The 16942-nt window shown below is 44.4% G+C and carries 18 protein-coding genes and 1 other annotated feature; of the genes, 10 read left to right on the top strand and 8 right to left on the bottom strand.

Annotated elements, in window-relative coordinates; translation table 11 throughout:
• Positions 1-334: 334 nt before the first annotated feature.
• Together PODO_RS25160 and PODO_RS25155 are read left to right on the top strand one after the other, a co-directional pair.
• Positions 335-718 carry a globin domain-containing protein gene (locus PODO_RS25160; RefSeq protein WP_038573207.1) on the top strand — a complete coding sequence of 128 codons (384 nt, stop codon included), beginning with the start codon at positions 335-337 and terminating at the stop codon, positions 716-718.
• Between the two features lie 36 nt (positions 719-754).
• Positions 755-1471 carry a DUF2225 domain-containing protein gene (locus tag PODO_RS25155; RefSeq protein ID WP_038573205.1) on the top strand — a complete coding sequence of 239 codons (717 nt, stop codon included), beginning with the start codon at positions 755-757 and terminating at the stop codon, positions 1469-1471.
• Between the two features lie 79 nt (positions 1472-1550).
• Here PODO_RS25155 and PODO_RS25150 read toward each other — a convergent pair whose 3' ends face one another.
• A complete protein-coding gene (locus tag PODO_RS25150; RefSeq protein ID WP_036685307.1) occupies positions 1551-1781 on the bottom strand; it encodes a hypothetical protein in 231 nt (76 codons plus the stop codon).
• On the bottom strand, positions 1778-1969 hold the full coding sequence (locus PODO_RS25145; protein WP_038573204.1) for a YycC family protein: 192 nt from the start codon (positions 1967-1969) through the stop codon (positions 1778-1780). The genes PODO_RS25150 and PODO_RS25145 overlap by 4 nt, the downstream gene beginning before the upstream one ends.
• A gap of 118 nt (positions 1970-2087) precedes the next feature.
• On the opposite strand from PODO_RS25145, the gene PODO_RS25140 reads away from it, so the two are divergent.
• Together PODO_RS25140 and PODO_RS25130 are read left to right on the top strand one after the other, a co-directional pair.
• Complete coding sequence (locus PODO_RS25140) at positions 2088-3887, top strand: M3 family oligoendopeptidase (RefSeq protein ID WP_038573202.1); 1800 nt, start codon at positions 2088-2090, stop codon at positions 3885-3887.
• A 613-nt stretch (positions 3888-4500) separates the two neighbouring features.
• Complete coding sequence (locus PODO_RS25130; RefSeq protein ID WP_036685297.1) at positions 4501-4911, top strand: hypothetical protein; 411 nt, start codon at positions 4501-4503, stop codon at positions 4909-4911.
• A 153-nt stretch (positions 4912-5064) separates the two neighbouring features.
• Here the strand turns inward: PODO_RS25130 and PODO_RS25125 are convergent, their stop codons facing one another.
• Complete coding sequence (locus tag PODO_RS25125; RefSeq protein ID WP_036685295.1) at positions 5065-5295, bottom strand: alpha/beta-type small acid-soluble spore protein; 231 nt, start codon at positions 5293-5295, stop codon at positions 5065-5067.
• A 201-nt stretch (positions 5296-5496) separates the two neighbouring features.
• Positions 5497-6471 (bottom strand): aldose 1-epimerase, encoded by a 975-nt coding sequence (locus PODO_RS25120; protein ID WP_038573199.1) that lies wholly within the window; start codon positions 6469-6471, stop codon positions 5497-5499.
• 134 nt (positions 6472-6605) lie between these two features.
• Positions 6606-6845, top strand: a binding site (T-box leader).
• A 62-nt stretch (positions 6846-6907) separates the two neighbouring features.
• Here PODO_RS25120 and trpS point away from each other — a divergent pair.
• A complete protein-coding gene (gene trpS, locus PODO_RS25115; protein ID WP_036685592.1) occupies positions 6908-7894 on the top strand; it encodes a tryptophan--tRNA ligase in 987 nt (328 codons plus the stop codon).
• Between the two features lies 1 nt (position 7895).
• On the opposite strand, the gene PODO_RS25110 is transcribed toward trpS, so the two are convergent.
• Together PODO_RS25110 and PODO_RS25105 are read right to left on the bottom strand one after the other, a co-directional pair.
• A complete protein-coding gene (locus tag PODO_RS25110; RefSeq protein WP_038573198.1) occupies positions 7896-8084 on the bottom strand; it encodes a hypothetical protein in 189 nt (62 codons plus the stop codon).
• A gap of 104 nt (positions 8085-8188) precedes the next feature.
• Positions 8189-9190 (bottom strand): metal-dependent hydrolase, encoded by a 1002-nt coding sequence (locus PODO_RS25105; protein ID WP_038573196.1) that lies wholly within the window; start codon positions 9188-9190, stop codon positions 8189-8191.
• A 232-nt stretch (positions 9191-9422) separates the two neighbouring features.
• Between PODO_RS25105 and cyoE the strand changes: the two genes are divergently transcribed.
• Together cyoE and PODO_RS25095 are read left to right on the top strand one after the other, a co-directional pair.
• Positions 9423-10355: a heme o synthase gene (gene cyoE, locus PODO_RS25100; protein ID WP_036685285.1), complete on the top strand. Its 933-nt coding sequence runs from the start codon at positions 9423-9425 to the stop codon at positions 10353-10355.
• A gap of 23 nt (positions 10356-10378) precedes the next feature.
• Entirely contained in the window at positions 10379-10996 is a 618-nt protein-coding gene (locus tag PODO_RS25095; RefSeq protein ID WP_038574827.1) for an SCO family protein, read from the top strand.
• Positions 10997-11092: 96 nt separating this feature from the next.
• Here the strand turns inward: PODO_RS25095 and PODO_RS25090 are convergent, their stop codons facing one another.
• Positions 11093-11440: a DNA primase gene (locus PODO_RS25090; protein ID WP_036685586.1), complete on the bottom strand. Its 348-nt coding sequence runs from the start codon at positions 11438-11440 to the stop codon at positions 11093-11095.
• Positions 11441-11573: 133 nt separating this feature from the next.
• The gene (locus PODO_RS25085) at positions 11574-12761 is read right to left on the bottom strand and encodes an MFS transporter (protein ID WP_038573195.1); all 1188 of its coding nucleotides are present in this window, start codon (positions 12759-12761) and stop codon (positions 11574-11576) included.
• A gap of 270 nt (positions 12762-13031) precedes the next feature.
• Between PODO_RS25085 and PODO_RS25080 the strand changes: the two genes are divergently transcribed.
• From PODO_RS25080 to PODO_RS25070, 3 genes are all read left to right on the top strand, one after another.
• Positions 13032-13469, top strand: a complete 438-nt coding sequence (locus tag PODO_RS25080) for a hypothetical protein (protein WP_036685280.1) — start codon at positions 13032-13034, stop codon at positions 13467-13469.
• 63 nt (positions 13470-13532) lie between these two features.
• Positions 13533-14678 carry a transglutaminase domain-containing protein gene (locus tag PODO_RS25075; RefSeq protein ID WP_038573194.1) on the top strand — a complete coding sequence of 382 codons (1146 nt, stop codon included), beginning with the start codon at positions 13533-13535 and terminating at the stop codon, positions 14676-14678.
• 173 nt (positions 14679-14851) lie between these two features.
• Positions 14852-16921, top strand: a complete 2070-nt coding sequence (locus PODO_RS25070; RefSeq protein ID WP_244886392.1) for a peptidoglycan D,D-transpeptidase FtsI family protein — start codon at positions 14852-14854, stop codon at positions 16919-16921.
• Positions 16922-16942 lie beyond the last annotated feature (21 nt).

The following is a 16942-nucleotide window of genomic DNA, read 5'->3' as shown; positions in this document are numbered from 1 at the left end:
CAATTATCTGTGCTTTTTCGCAGGAATTATGATATTATGTAATAAATAAATGCACCCTCTGTTACACGATTAAATGGGATGGAGTGATGGCGATGAGCGTTATAGCCGGAGTTCTCGTTTGTGCTTTTGTATATGTAATCCGGGTCTCTCTCGTCCCTCCTGGTGATGAGGAATTTAGGACCTACTAACCTTACTCTTCAGGCGCTGAACTATAGTTTAGCGCCTTTTTTCTGTAGTTTAGAGAGCACTTTCGACGGATATCCGTGTTATGCTTATCTTTGGTATAATAAAATAAGTAACGTTTCATTAATATGGAAGAAGGCTGGTAACCTCAATGAATCCAAATGAGAGTATATATGACAATCTAGGGGGGGCTGAAGCACTACATCGGTTGGTGGAAGTGTTCTATGCCAAGGTACAGCTTCATCCGCAGCTGGGACCCTTGTTCCCTGAAGATATTACTCCAGTTCTGGAGAAGCAATATCAATTCCTGACACAGTTTTTTGGCGGGGGTCCGCTTTATTCGGAATTACATGGACATCCCATGATGAGAGCAAGGCATATGCATATTCCTATTACACCAGAACGTGCTGATGAGTGGCTACAATGTATGAAAGAGGCACTGGTGGAGACTGGAGTCGAAGAACCACTGCGTTCATTCGTGCTTAGCCGCCTTGCAGGTCCTGCACATCATTTTGTTAACATGCCCCAGGAATAACAAGGGACAGGTTGATCCTGAAAGGAATGAGAGTACTTGACAGAGTTAATACCCCTATATTCTATTAAGGTCAAGTGTTGCAACTGTGAAAATGAATTTTCAACCTCGCGGGTACGTCCTAGTCTAAAAAAGGCTATTCGGCGTGATGCTGATTTCTGCGCGTATTATAAAAATGAGAATCCGGATTATTATGTTGTACGGGTCTGCCCCAATTGCGGGTTTGCCTCCACAGAAAATTCGGCTGACAAGCTGACGGAACGTCAGCGTAAGGCATTTAATGAGCAGGTAGGGAAACGCTGGAAGAGCCGTGACTTTGGGGAGAAAAGAGACTGGGAAACTGCGCTCGAGACCTATAAGCTGGCGCTTTTATGTGCTCAGAGTATTAACGATAAAGATCGGATTATTGCAAGTCTGCTGCATCACATTGCTTGGCTCTATCGCTACCAAGGGGAGACTGAGCAGGAGAAGCGTTTTTTACGTTATTCTTTGGACGAGTATGTTAAGGTCTATGAAAAAGATGGCATTGCCGGCAATGATGCCCGGCTCATGTACCTGATCGGCGAACTTAATCGGCGCATCGGAGAATACTCAGTGGCTGTGATGTGGTTCTCCCGTCTGATTAATGATCAGAAGATTATGGATGCGGCGATGATTCGAGCGGCACGTGAGCAGTGGGTTATTTTACGGGAGCAAATGCGTGCTGAGGCTGTAGAGGTTGAGGTTGATGTCGAAGGCTTGTCTTCAAGTTCATAACGATTTGCGAACAACAAAAAGCGCAGAAGAGAATTTAATTCTCCTCTGCGCTTTGTAGAAAGAAAATGTTAGGATTTGCTTATCTGACAGCTCGATCGAACAAAAGGTAATCGCCGTCATTATCTATAACTGTAGGACTGGCGCTGCAGCAGGGGAAGACAAGCAGTTTTTTCTTGCCGTCACGAACGATTTGTAATTCTTTTGGCTTCATAGGCAGAAGCACATTCTCTGAGTTGCAGAATGGACAGTATTGCACATACATATCGCCTAGAATGATGTCATAAGGCCAGGTATGACTAAAAGGAATCATTGTGAGTCCTTCCCAGAAGGAGTCTGTTCATTTTCGCCCTCAGTTTGTGGGGGATTTTGTTTTTTGGATAGCTCCGCTATTTTTTGTAGTAAAATATGTTGGGGCATATGCATCAAGTGTTCCAAAGGAACGCCTAGTTGCTTGGATAACGTAATGGCTGTTTCCGGTGAAATTTGTAGTGGCTTCATATGAATGCCCTCCTAAAGTTTATCGGCTATAAATGTTCAGATATCGTTATTCACTTTACCATGGTGTTAAGACAATTACAAAGAAAGTCAAATGAAAGCAAAGGAATGGTGAGTACAAATGAAACAACCGTTATCACTGACTTGGGAACTGGATACTATTTTTCCGGGGGGGTCTTCGTCTGCAGAACTAGAAGGTTTCTTGAGCAAGCTTGAAAAAGATATTTTATCCTTACAGGGCTTTGTGAAGGATGCTGTGGCACCAACGGATGTTGCGTCTACAAAAGCATTGGATGAGGTTATAGCATTGCTTCAGAGCTGTTCAGGAAGACTTGTGGAGGTCACTTCCTTCGCAGACTGTCTAGGCGCTCAGAATCAGATGGACAAGGGTGCGGTAAGACTGGCAGCCAAAGTGACAAGCATGCGCGCCGGATTCGAAGGGATCAGCTCGCAATTTAGCAATGTACTGCGTCAGACTACGGACAAGGTATGGGCTGAGTGGATGGCTCGTCCAGAGATTGCTCCTTTAACGTTCGTACTGAGCGAGAGCCGTGATTTGGCCCGTGAGAAGATGAGCCCTGAGCTGGAAAGCTTAGCGTTGGAATTAGCTGTTGACGGATATCATGGATGGAGCGGACACTATGATACGATTGTAAGCTCAATCAAGATCCCATTTGAGGATGAAGAAGGAACAAAGCTGCTTTCTGCAGGTCAAGCTTTTAATAAGCTGGATGATCCAGATCCAAAAGTGCGTCAAGCGATGTTCCATAAATGGGAAGAGGCTTGGACTGAAGCGGCAGATAATTGCGCAGATACTTTAAATCACTTAGCAGGCTTCCGCCTGAAGCTCTATAAGGGCAGAGGCTGGGACGATGTTCTAAAAGATCCGCTCAGCATCAATCGTATGACACAGGACACCTTAAATACGATGTGGGACGTAATTACGAAGAGCAAACCTGTACTCGTGTCCTACCTTCAGCGCAAAGCCAAGCTGCTGGGGTTGGATTCCCTCTCATGGGTCGATGTCGAAGCTCCTGTAGGCAAATCCTCCGGCAAAATCCCTTATGATCAAGCTGCGAAGGATATCGTCACACAGTTCCGTAAATTTAGTCCTAAGATGGCTGAGTTTGCAGAGCGTGCCTTTGATAATAACTGGATCGAGGTTGAGGATCGTAATGGCAAACGTCCTGGTGGATTCTGTACTTCCTTCCCTGAGAGCAAAGAATCACGGATATTCATGACTTACAGCGGCACACCTTCCAATGTTTCAACATTGGCCCATGAGCTGGGACATGCCTATCATTCCTACTTGCTTGATGATCAACCTGTATTTAATCAGAATTATGCAATGAACGTTGCAGAGACCGCTTCAACCTTTGCAGAAGTGATTGTATCTGATGCTCAGGTTAAAGCTGCGGGCAATGCAGAGGAGAAGCTGGCACTGCTTGAAACGAAGATACAGAACAGTGTGGCATTCTTTATGAACATTCACGCTCGATTCTTGTTCGAGACTCGCTTTTATGAAAAACGTAAGGAAGGCCTTGTAAATGCTGAGGAACTGTCTGCTCTGATGGTGGAAGCACAGAAAGAAGCTTTCTGTGGTGTGCTTTCTGAATACCATCCTCACTTCTGGGCGTCGAAGCTGCATTTCTATATCACAGATGTACCTTTCTATAATTTCCCGTACACTGTTGGTTATATGTTCAGTACAGGCTTATATCGTCTGGCATTACAAGAGGGAGCTTCCTTTGCAGACAAATATGATAGCTTGTTGCAGGATACCGGCGTGATGACATTGGAGGATTTGGTGCTCAAACATTTGGGTGTGGATCTGACTAAGCCAGATTTCTGGCAAGGGGCTACAGATTTGATCGTGGCTGATATCAACGAGTTCTTGGAGATGACTGAGCATTTAGCATGAAATGTCTAAAATAAGACAAATTTCAGTGCGCTAAAAATAACGGAATTTCAGTGTGAACACGCAAAGACCCCGGTTAAGGGGTCTTTTTTTAATGGTTAAATGTCGAAAACTCCCGTTTTATAAAAATTAATATACGAATGATCTATGAATTTTGCGCATTACTAGGGATAATAACCCAATTTTGTAGAATAATGTTGTTTGGCGTATTTAAGGGGTCTATAATGAGCCTTGAGCCTTATATAAGGCTTGCAAGGAAGACTAATGAGCTTAGCTCAAAAAGCTTAAGTAAGCGCATACTAAGCCGATTTGTACGAAGTAAACTCGAAGTAGCTAAGCTCACAAACAATATAAATCGAACCAGAAACTTGGGAAAAGGGGAAGGAGTGGCGGAGGGGAATTTTGGAACTGTAAGAGCGGGAGCGACCGCCTTTGTCTCCGAATTTCACCCGCTGTACGCGTAAGAATTCAAGAAATTTGGAGACAACAGCGGCTGGAAGTCCAAACATTCCCCGCAGTAGCGACGGATCCTTAGCCTAAATATTTAGGGTTCGATTTATAAAAGACGAAGTGAACTCGAAGAAGCTAAGCTCACAAAACTTTTAGGAGGAAAGATATGCTTAAGACAGAACAGCTATCCTTAGCAAGACAGATGGATTTGGTGTTTAGGGAACTGCAAGAGGAATTATCGGGACTATCTTCCGGTACGGTATTTGTGCAAATACGAAATAATACCATTGGCAAATTCGGCATACGTCATCACCCTCTAGCCGGTCGGGGTGGTGGATTCACAGAAGTAAAGGAAGGAATAACGGAGAGTCAGCAGTCTTCTTTTCGTCTAATGGCACTGGAGAGTCTGAAATACAAACGGCGCTGGACTCATGGTGAGATCAGCTATGAATTCGCTATAAGACAGGGGAAGCTAATCGTAGATGCTACGCTGGAGTCCAATTATAATATGGCAAATCTGATGATTCGATCTCCCCGTAATGCTTACGCCGAGAGTGCTGATCAATTTTTAAGTTAAACGTTTTACATAAAGATTGCATGCAGCTCGGATTATAGGGTATAAATTAGAAAAACCTCCCACAGCTTCTGGAAGAAGTGTGAGAGGTTTGAAAGCTAGTCGGCAATGGGCTTTTTAAGACCTCAGCCGGATAAAACACTTAAGATAACGATGTTACTGACGACCGGACAGTTGTTGTTCTGCCAGTTGTACTAGACGTTTAGTGATGTAACCTCCCAAAGAACCAGTTTCGCGGGAAGTGTAGTTCCCGTAATAACCGTCAGCTGGGATCGTTACTCCAAGCTCTTGTGCTGCTTCATATTTCAATTGTTGCAACGCTGCATTTGCTTGAGGAACTACAAGGTTATTGGAACGGCTGCTACGACCTTGACCTGCTTGACCCATGTGTGTCACCTCCTTCGCCCGTTGTGAAGATAGTATGAGCGCTAAGAGGCTAATTCATGCATGCTATCGAAAGGTTTTAAGGATGGTAATTATTAGTCGATTAAAAGTAAGGGTAGGAAAGCCTAAATAACTAAGCTCGCACAAAAAATCGGCCTTCTCTTACGTAAACGCAAGGGAAGACCGATATAATGTATATCTGCTTTAATTCTCGGGATAGATCATTTCCAGCATAGTGGACAGCTCAAGGCTTTGACCTGGTTCTACCTTCAGCAAGCCAGTGAAGGAAGGATCGTCGGAAACGTTAGGAGCATCCGGGAGCCAGGTATAAGGTTCGATGCACAGAAATTGATCGGCTGGTCCTTTGGTATACAGGACCCAGTGGCGAAAAAGATTCTCGTCGGCCGTATAACGAAGACCATAACCATCATCGCGTAATAACAATGCTTCTACGGGCTGCTTGTCACCAATACGCAGAGCGGTATCAAAATTAGTTCCCTGTAGGTTAATTCCAGAATTTAGAGAATCTAGATCACCGAGTGGAATTAGATTGCCGCTAGGGAGCAATTCATCGTTTAGTTCATAAATGCTGTTTACGGGCAATTTGAGATTCCAGCGTTCAGGTTCTCCATCGATCATAAACCAGGTGTGATAACCGATCCCAAAGGGAATACGATGATCGCCGAGATTTGTAACCTTTAAAGTCTGGCTGAGCCGGGCATCCTGAAGCCTGAATGTCATTTCGAATTTGAGTGGAATGGGAAATTGCTCCATCCAGTGTGGATCATCTTCAGTAAGGAATTCAGTAGTGACTGCACAACCGTCCTCGTCTTCTTCAATATCGCTGACACACCAGGATTGAGTCCGGTGTAGACCATGGATATGATTGTCACCAGCGGTATTCTGGTCAAATTGATAACTTGTACCCTCGAATTGAAATTTTCCTTTACGAATTCTTCCGGGTGGAATTAAGAGCGGGATGCCAAAATGGTAAGGTTTTTGCATAAAGAAAGCTTGATCGCTTTCATCAGGCCGCCGCAGAATTTCCCGTTGTTCCTTTACATCAAACAATGAAATCACGTTGTTTCCTAGTCGCGGCAAAAGCGTGACTTCCAGTTCGCGGCTGTGCAAAATATAAGTATCATAACCGCCCCACTGCCCTTTGGTCACCTGTTTCATGAGATATGCTCCTTTATCGTAACTGTAATCGAATAGAACATGGATAACCTTATCATAACAGATTTATACGGAAGTGGTTAAGTGATTTGACAACTTCTCTTTATGGTTCTATGATGAAGGCATTAAATTATGATGAGAATGTGATGACGGGGACAAGTAGGCAGGAAATGTACCTTCAGAAAGCCGGTGGTTGATGCGAACCGGTAGGACACTCTTGATGAATGGACCCCTGAGCGCCGCGCTTGAACGGGAGCAAGATACCCTAGTAGACCGGCCGGATCTTCCCCGTTAACGGAAGACTAAGGCTGTTTCCTTTTGACTATACAAAGGTTTAGCAGCGAATAAGGGTGGCACCACGGTCTCACGTCCCTTGCGGATGAGGCTTTTTTGCGTTCTCGGAAATTGGAAATCACATCTAACGGAGGTCTATATTATGTTGAAAAAAGTAATGTCAGGCATACAACCGAGCGGTTCTCTAACTTTGGGTAACTATATCGGAGCGCTGAAAAATTTTGTGAAGCTGCAAGACGATCATCAATGTTTCTTTATGGTTGTCGATATGCATGCGATCACCGTTGCTCAAGATCCTGCGGCACTGCGTGAGCAGTCTGAAGCTGTAGCTGCACTCTTTATCGCGGCAGGAATTGATCCTGTGCGTTCGAATGTATATATGCAGTCCCATGTGCCTCAGCATGCGGAATTGGGTTGGATCATGACTACGCTAACGGCAATGGGCGAGCTTGAGCGTATGACACAGTTCAAAGATAAATCATCAGGTAAGGATTCGGTTGGCGCGGGCCTATTCGTATATCCTTCTTTAATGGCAGCAGATATTCTTGTTTATAATGCGGATCTTGTGCCAGTAGGTGAAGATCAGAAGCAGCACTTGGAGTTGACCCGTGATTTAGCTGGCCGATTTAATAACCGTTTTGGCGAATTCTTTACGATTCCTGAACCGTATATCCCTGAAGTGGGCGCACGCATTATGTCTCTGGATGATGGCACTAAAAAAATGAGCAAGAGCAGCCCAAATGCAGGCAGCTATATTGCCCTGTTGGATTCGCCGGATGTGATCCGTAAAAAAATCAGCCGCGCAACGACTGATTCTGGACGTGAAGTTATCTTTGATCCGGCTAATAAGCCAGAGATTAGTAACTTGATGAGTATTTACTCGGAATGTTCTGGAATGTCCCTCCAGCAAATTGCCGATCGTTATGAGGGACAAATGTATGGTGGCTTTAAGAAGGATCTTGGGGAAGTGGTTGTGTCCACACTTGAGCCTTTGCAACAAAGATATCATGAAATTCGCAGTTCAGGTGCGATCACTGATATTCTTGCCGAAGGTGCTGAACGCGCACGTATTGTTGCAGCTGAGACATTGAATGGCGTAAAAGAGCGGATGGGCTTTCTGCCAGCTCGTTAATCTAATCAGAGCTTAAACTTTCCTGTTTGCGTCTAATTCTGGCTTTGAGGATAAATCCCCAGCCAATATTCAATACGCAGAGAAAACCAAGCAGAAGTGCTAGCCAGAAGCTATAGCTGATCGCGATTGAAGCGGCAGTGAGAATAAGAATAGAAGAACAAGCGAACCAAAGTGAGAGTCCTTTACCCATTAAGAGCCTTCCTTTCCGTGTCTGCTAAAATGAATCCCGGAGTATTATAAATACTCCGGGATTTTTTGTGATTATAGAATAGTTCTCTCAGTAAGTCTACAGTTTCATCGTAAAGAACCAGGGTCGATGGAAAATCGTTTGTCGAGCTTATCGCTGCTAAGCCAGCCTACATAAGTATTTAAAGGTTTATATTGGTTATCCATAACTAATACAGCCACAAAAGGGTATTGTTTGCGGTGTAAATAACGAACGTCTCCCCAGCGCACCATATATCCTGAAGGAAGCTCCTCCACTTCGGCCACCGCATAAGAGGTGAAATATAAAAAGGACTGAATATCTGGATGCGACTTGGATATTTCCACAGCGGGATGATTCGAGCAGACCGCATGTTTGAACCATTCCAGACGGTTGTTCAGTAGCTGCCCAACTTCATAACTGCCGTCTTTTTTCACTTTAACTACGTTCCAGCGTTTAAGTGAAATTGTAGGGATTACAATATAACGTTCGCCAGCAGTATGGTGTATATCTTTAAGCTTGATGTTTCGTGTAAGGCGGGCATGAACAATCGTTCTCCAAATATAATAAAGAATGGTACAGGCATAAAGCGTAATAAATAAAGGTTTAGGCGGAACAATCCCAGTGATCCAGAGCAGAATAGCTGCGATATGGCTGCCAAAAATAAATGGATCGAAAATGTGGATGATATTCCAGGCGATCCATTTCTCAGTGAATGGACGGGCCGCCTGAGTTCCATAGGTGTTAAACAGATCAGAGAAGACGTGCACGCCTACACCTATGAAACCCCAGAGTGCAACATGGCTTAAAGCTGCCAAATCAGTAAACCCAAACAGAGGCCCTAAGACTAGGGCAATCAGAGCGGGCCACAAAATTAGAAAAGGCAAGGAGTGTGTGATTCCACGGTGATTACGAATATATATTGCATTGTCCTTTAGTCGTAATGCGGTATCGGCATCAGGAGCCTGTGAGCCTAAAATCGTTGCCAGCATAACGGCCCCGGCCAGTTTAGGGTCAGAAGCAACGACGGGATCGACGAAAGAAAGTCCGGCTAACCCTATGCCCATAACTAAATGTGTAGCGGTGTCCATTGGTCAGTTCTCCTTTGTTGTTCGGAAGTACATTATTAATAATTACCCAAATACGGCTTAGGTTATTAAGGGGCTGAAAATAAATATTGTCACGTAATTGTCAAATTCATGAACATACTGTGCCATGACTGTCAAAGTCTCCTCGGGTTTGATATGATAAAGTTAACAGCGAAGTCTATTTAGTGCTTCGGCTAGAACGTTAGAAGTTTGTTTAGAAGGAGGATCATTTGGTGTGGATAATCATATAACATTTCAAGCTTCTTCCGATTCTGCAGCTATGTCTGCAAAATCTCCACCGGAAGGTGCAAGTTGGCGTGATTTCATTACCGTAACAAAACCCGGTATTATCCGATCTAACCTCATCGCTGCCTTTGCAGGATATTGGCTGGCTTCAGGTTGGGATGTTCAATACGGCAGATTAGTTCTGACTCTGCTCGGTACAATGCTGGTTATGGCTTCGGCCTGTGTTTTTAATAACTATTTCGACCGTGATCTGGATATGAAGATGGAAAGAACGCGCGATCGTGGGCTTCCTACAGGACGATTGAAACCCAAAACCGTATTGCTGTATGCTATTGGGCTTGGGATTGCGGGTTTGATTGTGCTGTTTGCTTTTTCCGGAGTTTTAGCCGGTCTGTTCGGGATTGTAGGGATGTTCGTTTACGTTGTAGTATACACCCTTTGGTTGAAACGGACATCAACATGGAGCACTTCAGTAGGTGCGATCTCTGGAGCTATGCCACCGGTAATTGGCTACGTTGCAGTTACGGGAACAGTTGATCTAGGGGCTTGGCTGATGTTTGCGATGTTGTTTCTGTGGCAACCTCCCCATTTCTGGGCGCTCGGGATTAGACGTAAAGAAGAATATAGAGCCGCAGGTTTCCCACTGCTGCCTGTAGTCAAAGGAACACGTCGTACGAAGTTTCAAATGATTCCTTATGTAGCACTGTTACTGCCTATTCCAGTGTTAATGTACGCCTACGATTATGCAGGCATTTTTTATCTGGTGATTTCAACAGCGCTGTCCCTGGCTTGGTTAATCATAACCTTGATGGGCTTTGCAGCAAAAGATGACGAAGTCTGGGCGAAGAAGAACTTCCTCTTCTCCATTAACTACCTAACGGTAAGTTTGATCGTACTTGTATTAAATACGATTCACGGTTAAGAAGAGGGAGGGTATTATTGTCCGTGCAGACCTTTAAGCGTTATAAATGGACCTGGATTCTACTATTGCTTGCTTTGGTAATGGCTGGTTATCTGGCAGTTAATTCTTTGAATTTAGGAAAAGAAAAACTGCCGGTAATCGGAGAAGTGCAGGACTTTTCACTTGAAAATGTGGATGGAGACCAGATTACTCTGGCTGATACACAAGGTAAGGCACGGCTGGTATACTTTTTTTTCACGCAATGTCCGGATGTATGTCCTATAACTACGTTCCTGTTATCTCAGACACAGAAGATTCTGGTCGACGAGGGCAGCTTTGGAAAAGATACGGCGTTCGTCTCCATTTCTTTTGATCCAGGGAATGATACACGTGAAGCCATTAAGACCTTTGCGGACCGTTTCCAGGCAGATTATAAGGGTTGGTACTTCTTACGGGGGGATCAGGAAGTGATTCGTAAACTGGCAACTGATTCTTTTAAAGTACTAATTGCAGGGAATAGTAAAGAAAATTTCGTACATGCGAATCGCATAGCATTGGTTGATCGGGACAATCGTCTCCGTGCATTGTATGACGCAGGAGATACGGATAACGTAACGCCTGAATTTCTTGCCGATAGGCTGAATGAATTGGCTCGTGAATAGAACATAACCGCATAACAGAAACGCCTTTTTCGAATCCCGTTTATTGAAGGGATAACGAAAAAGGCGTTTTTAATTTCTTAGGCAATATATCGCGAATCAAAAAGGGATGGGTTCAGGGTAAATGATGAACTCTTCCAGACCCGCTTTTTCAAGCTGATTAATATTGTATTCATCTGGAGTGCCCTCCACTCCGGCATAACCCCGGCGCGTATAGATGTGACCAGCATCGGGAAAGGCATCGCGGAGAATCCCGCGTATTTTTTTGCCTGAACTGTCGTTATCCATATAAAGATATACTTCTCCATCTCCTACTTTTTGTCGCAGGGACTCGAGTTTGAGCGTATTTAATGTACCAAAGGTACAGAGGATTTCGACTTCCGGTACCAGCACGCGTCGTAATCTGCTGCGATCGTTTTTGCCTTCGACAATAATCGTAATGGACATTTGCTGACAATCACCTCCGGAAATGAAGCCTGAACTTTCAGACTCATTATAGTTTACCGAAGGAGGAGCAGTTTTAACAACTGTTTCTACAGGAAAATCTTCATTCCCCGGGAAATGTCGTAAAAACAATAAATCATGCGGCCCGCCCATTCCATTTGGAAGAGTAGGTGGACAGCTTGGCTGAATTTTTTGGCGGAAGCAGTAATAGTGCAACCATCAGCAATAGAAAGGCAATGAAATAAGGCGAAACAACGTCTCTTAGTTGTCCTGCGGCCACAGGCCCTGCGAATGCACCTAGTGACATGGCTATCGACTGCATGGAGAAGGTGCGTCCCATACGTCCTGGTCCACCTAGACTAATAAAGAGCGAAGCCATTGCAGGAAATAATATTCCTTTGGCTGCACCCAGCATAAAGAGAATAACGGAAGCGGGAATGCTGTGAAGTGAGGCGAGCGCAAAAAAACAAAGGGCCATTCCTAGCAAGGCCACGGCTATTCTTCCTCCTGGGGAAAAGCGGTTCAGGAAGAACAAACTGAGTGTTACCAAAGCCCCTAAGCTAAGGAGCGATAAAAGAATACCTGTGGAAACAATGCTATTACTTCCGGTCTGAGATAGAGGAAGCTCAAAGAACAGAACCCCTTGTGAACAAGAAACGAAAAAAGGCAGCAGATAATAACGTTTGGAAACTGGATTGGGATCGGATATAGGGACCGAAGGAAGATCCTGATTTTTTAAAGGAGGTGCTGCTGAGTTTACAGGGCGTACTAAACGCCGGGCAGGCGCCGGTACACTGAAAAAAGCCATGATTCCTGTAGCGATAAGCAGCCATCCCAATGTGGTGAAGGTGCCGGAATAGCCAGCTTTAGCTACGATAAAGGCACCCGCTGCTGGGGATACCACTGAAGCTAAGGTATGAACGATACCATGTCCGGACATATATTTCCCCTGCTCAGTGGCATCAGATGATAATGAAGCCAGCAAGGTCATGCACGCCGGAGAGAGGAAGGCGAGCGCGAACCCGCTTGCTGCTCGTAGCATCAGCAAATGCCACGGAAGCTGAGCGTGAGCCTGCAGCAATAGAATGGCTCCCGCAGTAACAAGGCTAAAGACGATGTAGCGGCGGCTGCCATTACGATCGACGAGTACGCCTGCGAGCAAATTGCCAGGAAGATGGGTCAACGAATACATGCCCATCATCCAGCCAATAAAGGCGGGTCCCGCACCAAGAGAGATGGCAAAGGGCGTTAGAATAGGATACTGTGCATGTAAATCAAAAAACGCCAGAAAAAGAAACAGGTACAGCCATAGCGCAGTTTTCACAGGGAAACACCTCCGAGAGCCACCTACAATAAAGGTTAATGCAGGAAGGCGTATTTTAAGAAGATCAAATTTAAGCAACTACTTGTACTTTACGTGGGACAGAGAGGGCTTATACCGCTTTTTTAATTCCTGTAAGCAGGTATACCTTTCTCTGGCTGTGGAACCATGAATTATGATGGGCATTCATGTATAATAATTAATATTGGCGTCATGTCTATGGAGGAGATAATCCTTAGGACGAAACTAGGCGATAGGGGTGTTGTGAGGTTGATGGATCCAGAGGTGTGGTCACAGTTTATTAGAGAGAATTGGTTAGTTATTGTTATTGCGCTTGTTCTGTTGTTCGCGGTTGTTAATTTGGTCAAAACGATGTTGAAATGGGCGATTGTCATTATTATCGTTGTAGGTCTATTCATCTATAGTGGTGTGACAATGGACCAAATTGGTAACGCTGTGAATAAGGTGGCAGATGGAACGGTAAGCACGCTGAAGAAGGAAGCACAAGAGGTCATGCTTAAAGAGGCGCAGGATGCGAAGTACACTTCAAATGGTGACGGAACATTTACGATCACAACTCCGAATATTGAAGTGAAAGGTACTACTGGTGAAGATAAGGTAGAGGTTACTTTCCGCGGAGTTAGTCTTGGGAAGTGGAGTATTACTGATACCACACAAACATTTATCGAGGAAGCTCGGAAACATCAATAAACGGCCTCAGTTTAAATCATTATCAAAAACAAGCAAGCGGGCGGCTGAAAGGGGAGATTGGATATGATAAACGGTTGGTTGACTAGTCTGAGTGATGCAAATATCATCTCCATCGCCCTCCTGCTGGTAGTAGTCTTTTCACTATTGCAAGGCTGGAGCAGAGGGTTCTCAAGTGCTACCGGAAGATTATTCGGTCTGCTGGGAACAGGACTGTTTACAATAGCTTCTTTGGTGCTGGCCATTCCTGCTGCGGCGTATCTCAATCCTCATGTTCAGACTTGGGCAGCAGGAATAAGTCTGCCTGATAAACAGCTGACCCAGTGGCAGCAAATTTATTATACGGCTGTGTCTGTGCTGGCGGAATCGCCGCTGGTGCGGTTTCTATTGTTGTTATTGCTCTCTTATATCTTAATTCGCATGCTTCTGGGATTGTTGTCTATGCTGCTTCCATTCCACCAGCTACGGCGCACCAAGACATTTAAGGACAGAAAGATTACGCAAGTAAGCCGTATGGGTGGAGCTATCATAGGATTAATTATAGGCTTGACTCGTGGTTTAATTATTGTGCTCGCTCTCTTCATTTGTGTTGGCCTAAATCCAGAAAGTCAATTTAGCCGTTATGTGGAATCTTCTCCGATCTACAGTCAAAGCGCTGCCGCTGTATTTGAACCCTTTGTTGGGGAGACAGTGCAGAAAAAGCTGCCTATTCTGACGAAGACCGTTGCAGCTGAGATGAATGATATTCTGCGCAGAAAATATGAAGTTATCGATCATGACATTCCACAAGATATTGTGGGAGCTGCTGAAGATATTATTGGACAAGCGCAAGGAGACGAGAAGAGAGCCAGACTACTGTATGATTGGGTAGGAACACGAGTAACTTATGATTACGCCAAAGCGGAAAATTATGAAAAAAATAGAATTTGGCATGAACAGACCCCGCAGGATACCTTCGACACACGCATAGGGGTATGTATTGATTATGCCCGTCTTTACGCTGTTATGGCCCGCTCTCAAGGGTTACAGGTGCGCGTTGTAACGGGGCAAGGCTATGATGGTCGAGGCGGGTATGGCGCACATGCCTGGAATGAAGTTTATATAAGTGACCGGCAAGCTTGGATTCCATTGGATCCCACTTGGGCGAGCAGCGGAGATTGGTTTAATCCGAAGGATTTTGACGATACGCATATTAGGGAGAACGCACTCTGAGTGAGGGCGCCGCACTCCTTCCGTGTGGTACAATAAACTCATACCAACTGCTCTAACATAAATGCGAGTGCAATGCTCACAATCAGCTTCTTAGAAATCACCTTCATTATAAGAGCAATGTCGCTGGCTAAGGCAATTCAGACATTATTTTTATATAGAAGGGAAGAAAGCTGGTGAGCTTTGGGAAGCAGCTCCCGCCTGCGGACGGGAAATCTTCGAAACATTCTGTAGGTCTGAGATTGAATCTGTTTTTCTTTGGCACTTTTTTTATTTTTTGTATCATTATTGTGCGTCTTGCAGGTTTGCAGTTTACTGAGGGAGCTTTGCTGACAGAAGAAGAGATTAAACGGGATACGAAGTTTGTTCCGCTGGCAGCCATGCGAGGGATTATTTTTGCTGCCGGGGGTGAGCAGATAGCCTATTCTACACCTGTTGAGTCGCTCTATCTTACCCTAAATAAGGAATATACAGCTAAAACTACCGATAAAGTAACGGGTGAAACCTCACTAACGGAAAAAGCGAAAAATAAGTCTAATGACCTTGCAGCAAGATTAGTAGCGGAGTTTGAGAAATATGGAAGTGCAGATGCCCCCAAGTTAACGCAGCAGGACGTGCTGGATTTACTTGATCTGGACTTTAAAAAGTATCTGGGTTATGTACCGCGTCGTATAAAAGCAGGGCTAACTTCAGAAGAAATAGCTTATTTCATGGAACACAAGGATGAATATCCAGGTATTACCATTGTGGAAGAAAGTGTACGCCACTACGATAAAGATACGGTAGCTGTGCAGACGGTGGGTTTTGGCAAACCTTTTAAATCAACCGAAGACATAGCGATGTACAAAAATATTCGTAGTGCAATGAAAGACAATTCTTCACCGGGACTTATGTATAAAACGGAAGAATATGTAGGATTTGATGGTCTGGAAATGCAGTATCAACGCGAACTGCGCGGAGAAAATGGTTATCAGGTCATTTCGGTCACTCCTCAAAATATGGCGGAGAAGGTAGAACAGACCGTTCCCCCTGTAAAAGGCAATAATATTTGGATGACTATTAATAAGAATGTTCAGATGAAGACTGAACAGGCCATATTGGATCAGATTAAATGGCTGCACACCAATGCTGTTCAAGGCGAAACTCATCCTGATGCTTTAACAGGTTATGCAGTAGCAATGGAAGTAGAGACTGGTAATGTTGTCGCTATGGCGAGTATGCCGGATTACGATTCGAATGTATGGACAAAGGACTCGTTGCCTACATCCGTCTGGAATAAAATTATGAACAATCATCTGAATGGTACTATTACCTCGAATTCTTCCGGGAGATCGGGTCATGATTTTAGCTCTCTTGTATTCATGGGATCGACCATCAAACCGTTAAGTGTATTAATTGGTTTAAATGAAGGATTTTTTAGCACCTCGAGCACTTATCCAGATGTGGGGATTACCTATTTCGGTAAGGATGATAAATCATCGGTTAGAAATTCATCAGGTCATGTCTATGGAAAACTGTATCCGGCTGATGCTATCAAGCAATCCTCTAACGTATTTATGGTGGATATGGTCGGAAAGCAACTTTATAAGAAATACCTGGGAGATAAAGGCGTAGAGGTCTGGGACCAATATATGAAAAAGTTCGGACTGGGTGTGTCAACACAAAGTGGTCTTCCCGGTGAATCACCAGGTCAGATTAACTATACAGATTTCAAGGCTGCAGGGAGCTCGCAGGCCGCGCTCGTCTACGCATCTTTTGGCCAGCAAGGCAGTTATACTACATTACAGCTTGCCCAGTATGCTACTACACTTGCAAATGAAGGTGTGCGAATTAAACCACAGCTTGTAAGTAAGATTACGGATGCGCAAGGTAAGGTGGTTAAGGAATTTAAAAAAGAAGTGCTTAATAAAGTAACCTTTGATAAATCGTTCTGGAGAGAAATCAAACAGGGAATGAGCAGTAAAGTTAGTGCTTTTGACGATTTTCCTTATGATTTTGCCCGTAAGACAGGAACCTCTGAAAAAACGGATAGAAAAAATATAAACCGTGATAACGGGGTTTTTATTGCCTTTGCTCCACGTGAGAATCCGAAGCTGGCTGTAGCGGTTGTGATTCCGGAGGGCGGCTTTGGCTCCAATAGTGCAGCTCCGGTTGCCCGTAAGATTTTTGATGCTTATGATTGGGAATATGGGCTGGATGGGGTTCCAAAGAAGAATATTCCTCCTGTGGCAGATCCCGTTCAATAACAATAAGCTTAAATTAGAGAA

Origin of the sequence: Paenibacillus odorifer, assembly GCF_000758725.1 — a bacterium.
Lineage (GTDB): Bacteria > Bacillota > Bacilli > Paenibacillales > Paenibacillaceae > Paenibacillus_AQ > Paenibacillus_AQ odorifer.
The sequence above is the reverse complement of the archived record's forward strand: the minus strand, read 5'-3'. Positions and strand labels throughout refer to the sequence as shown.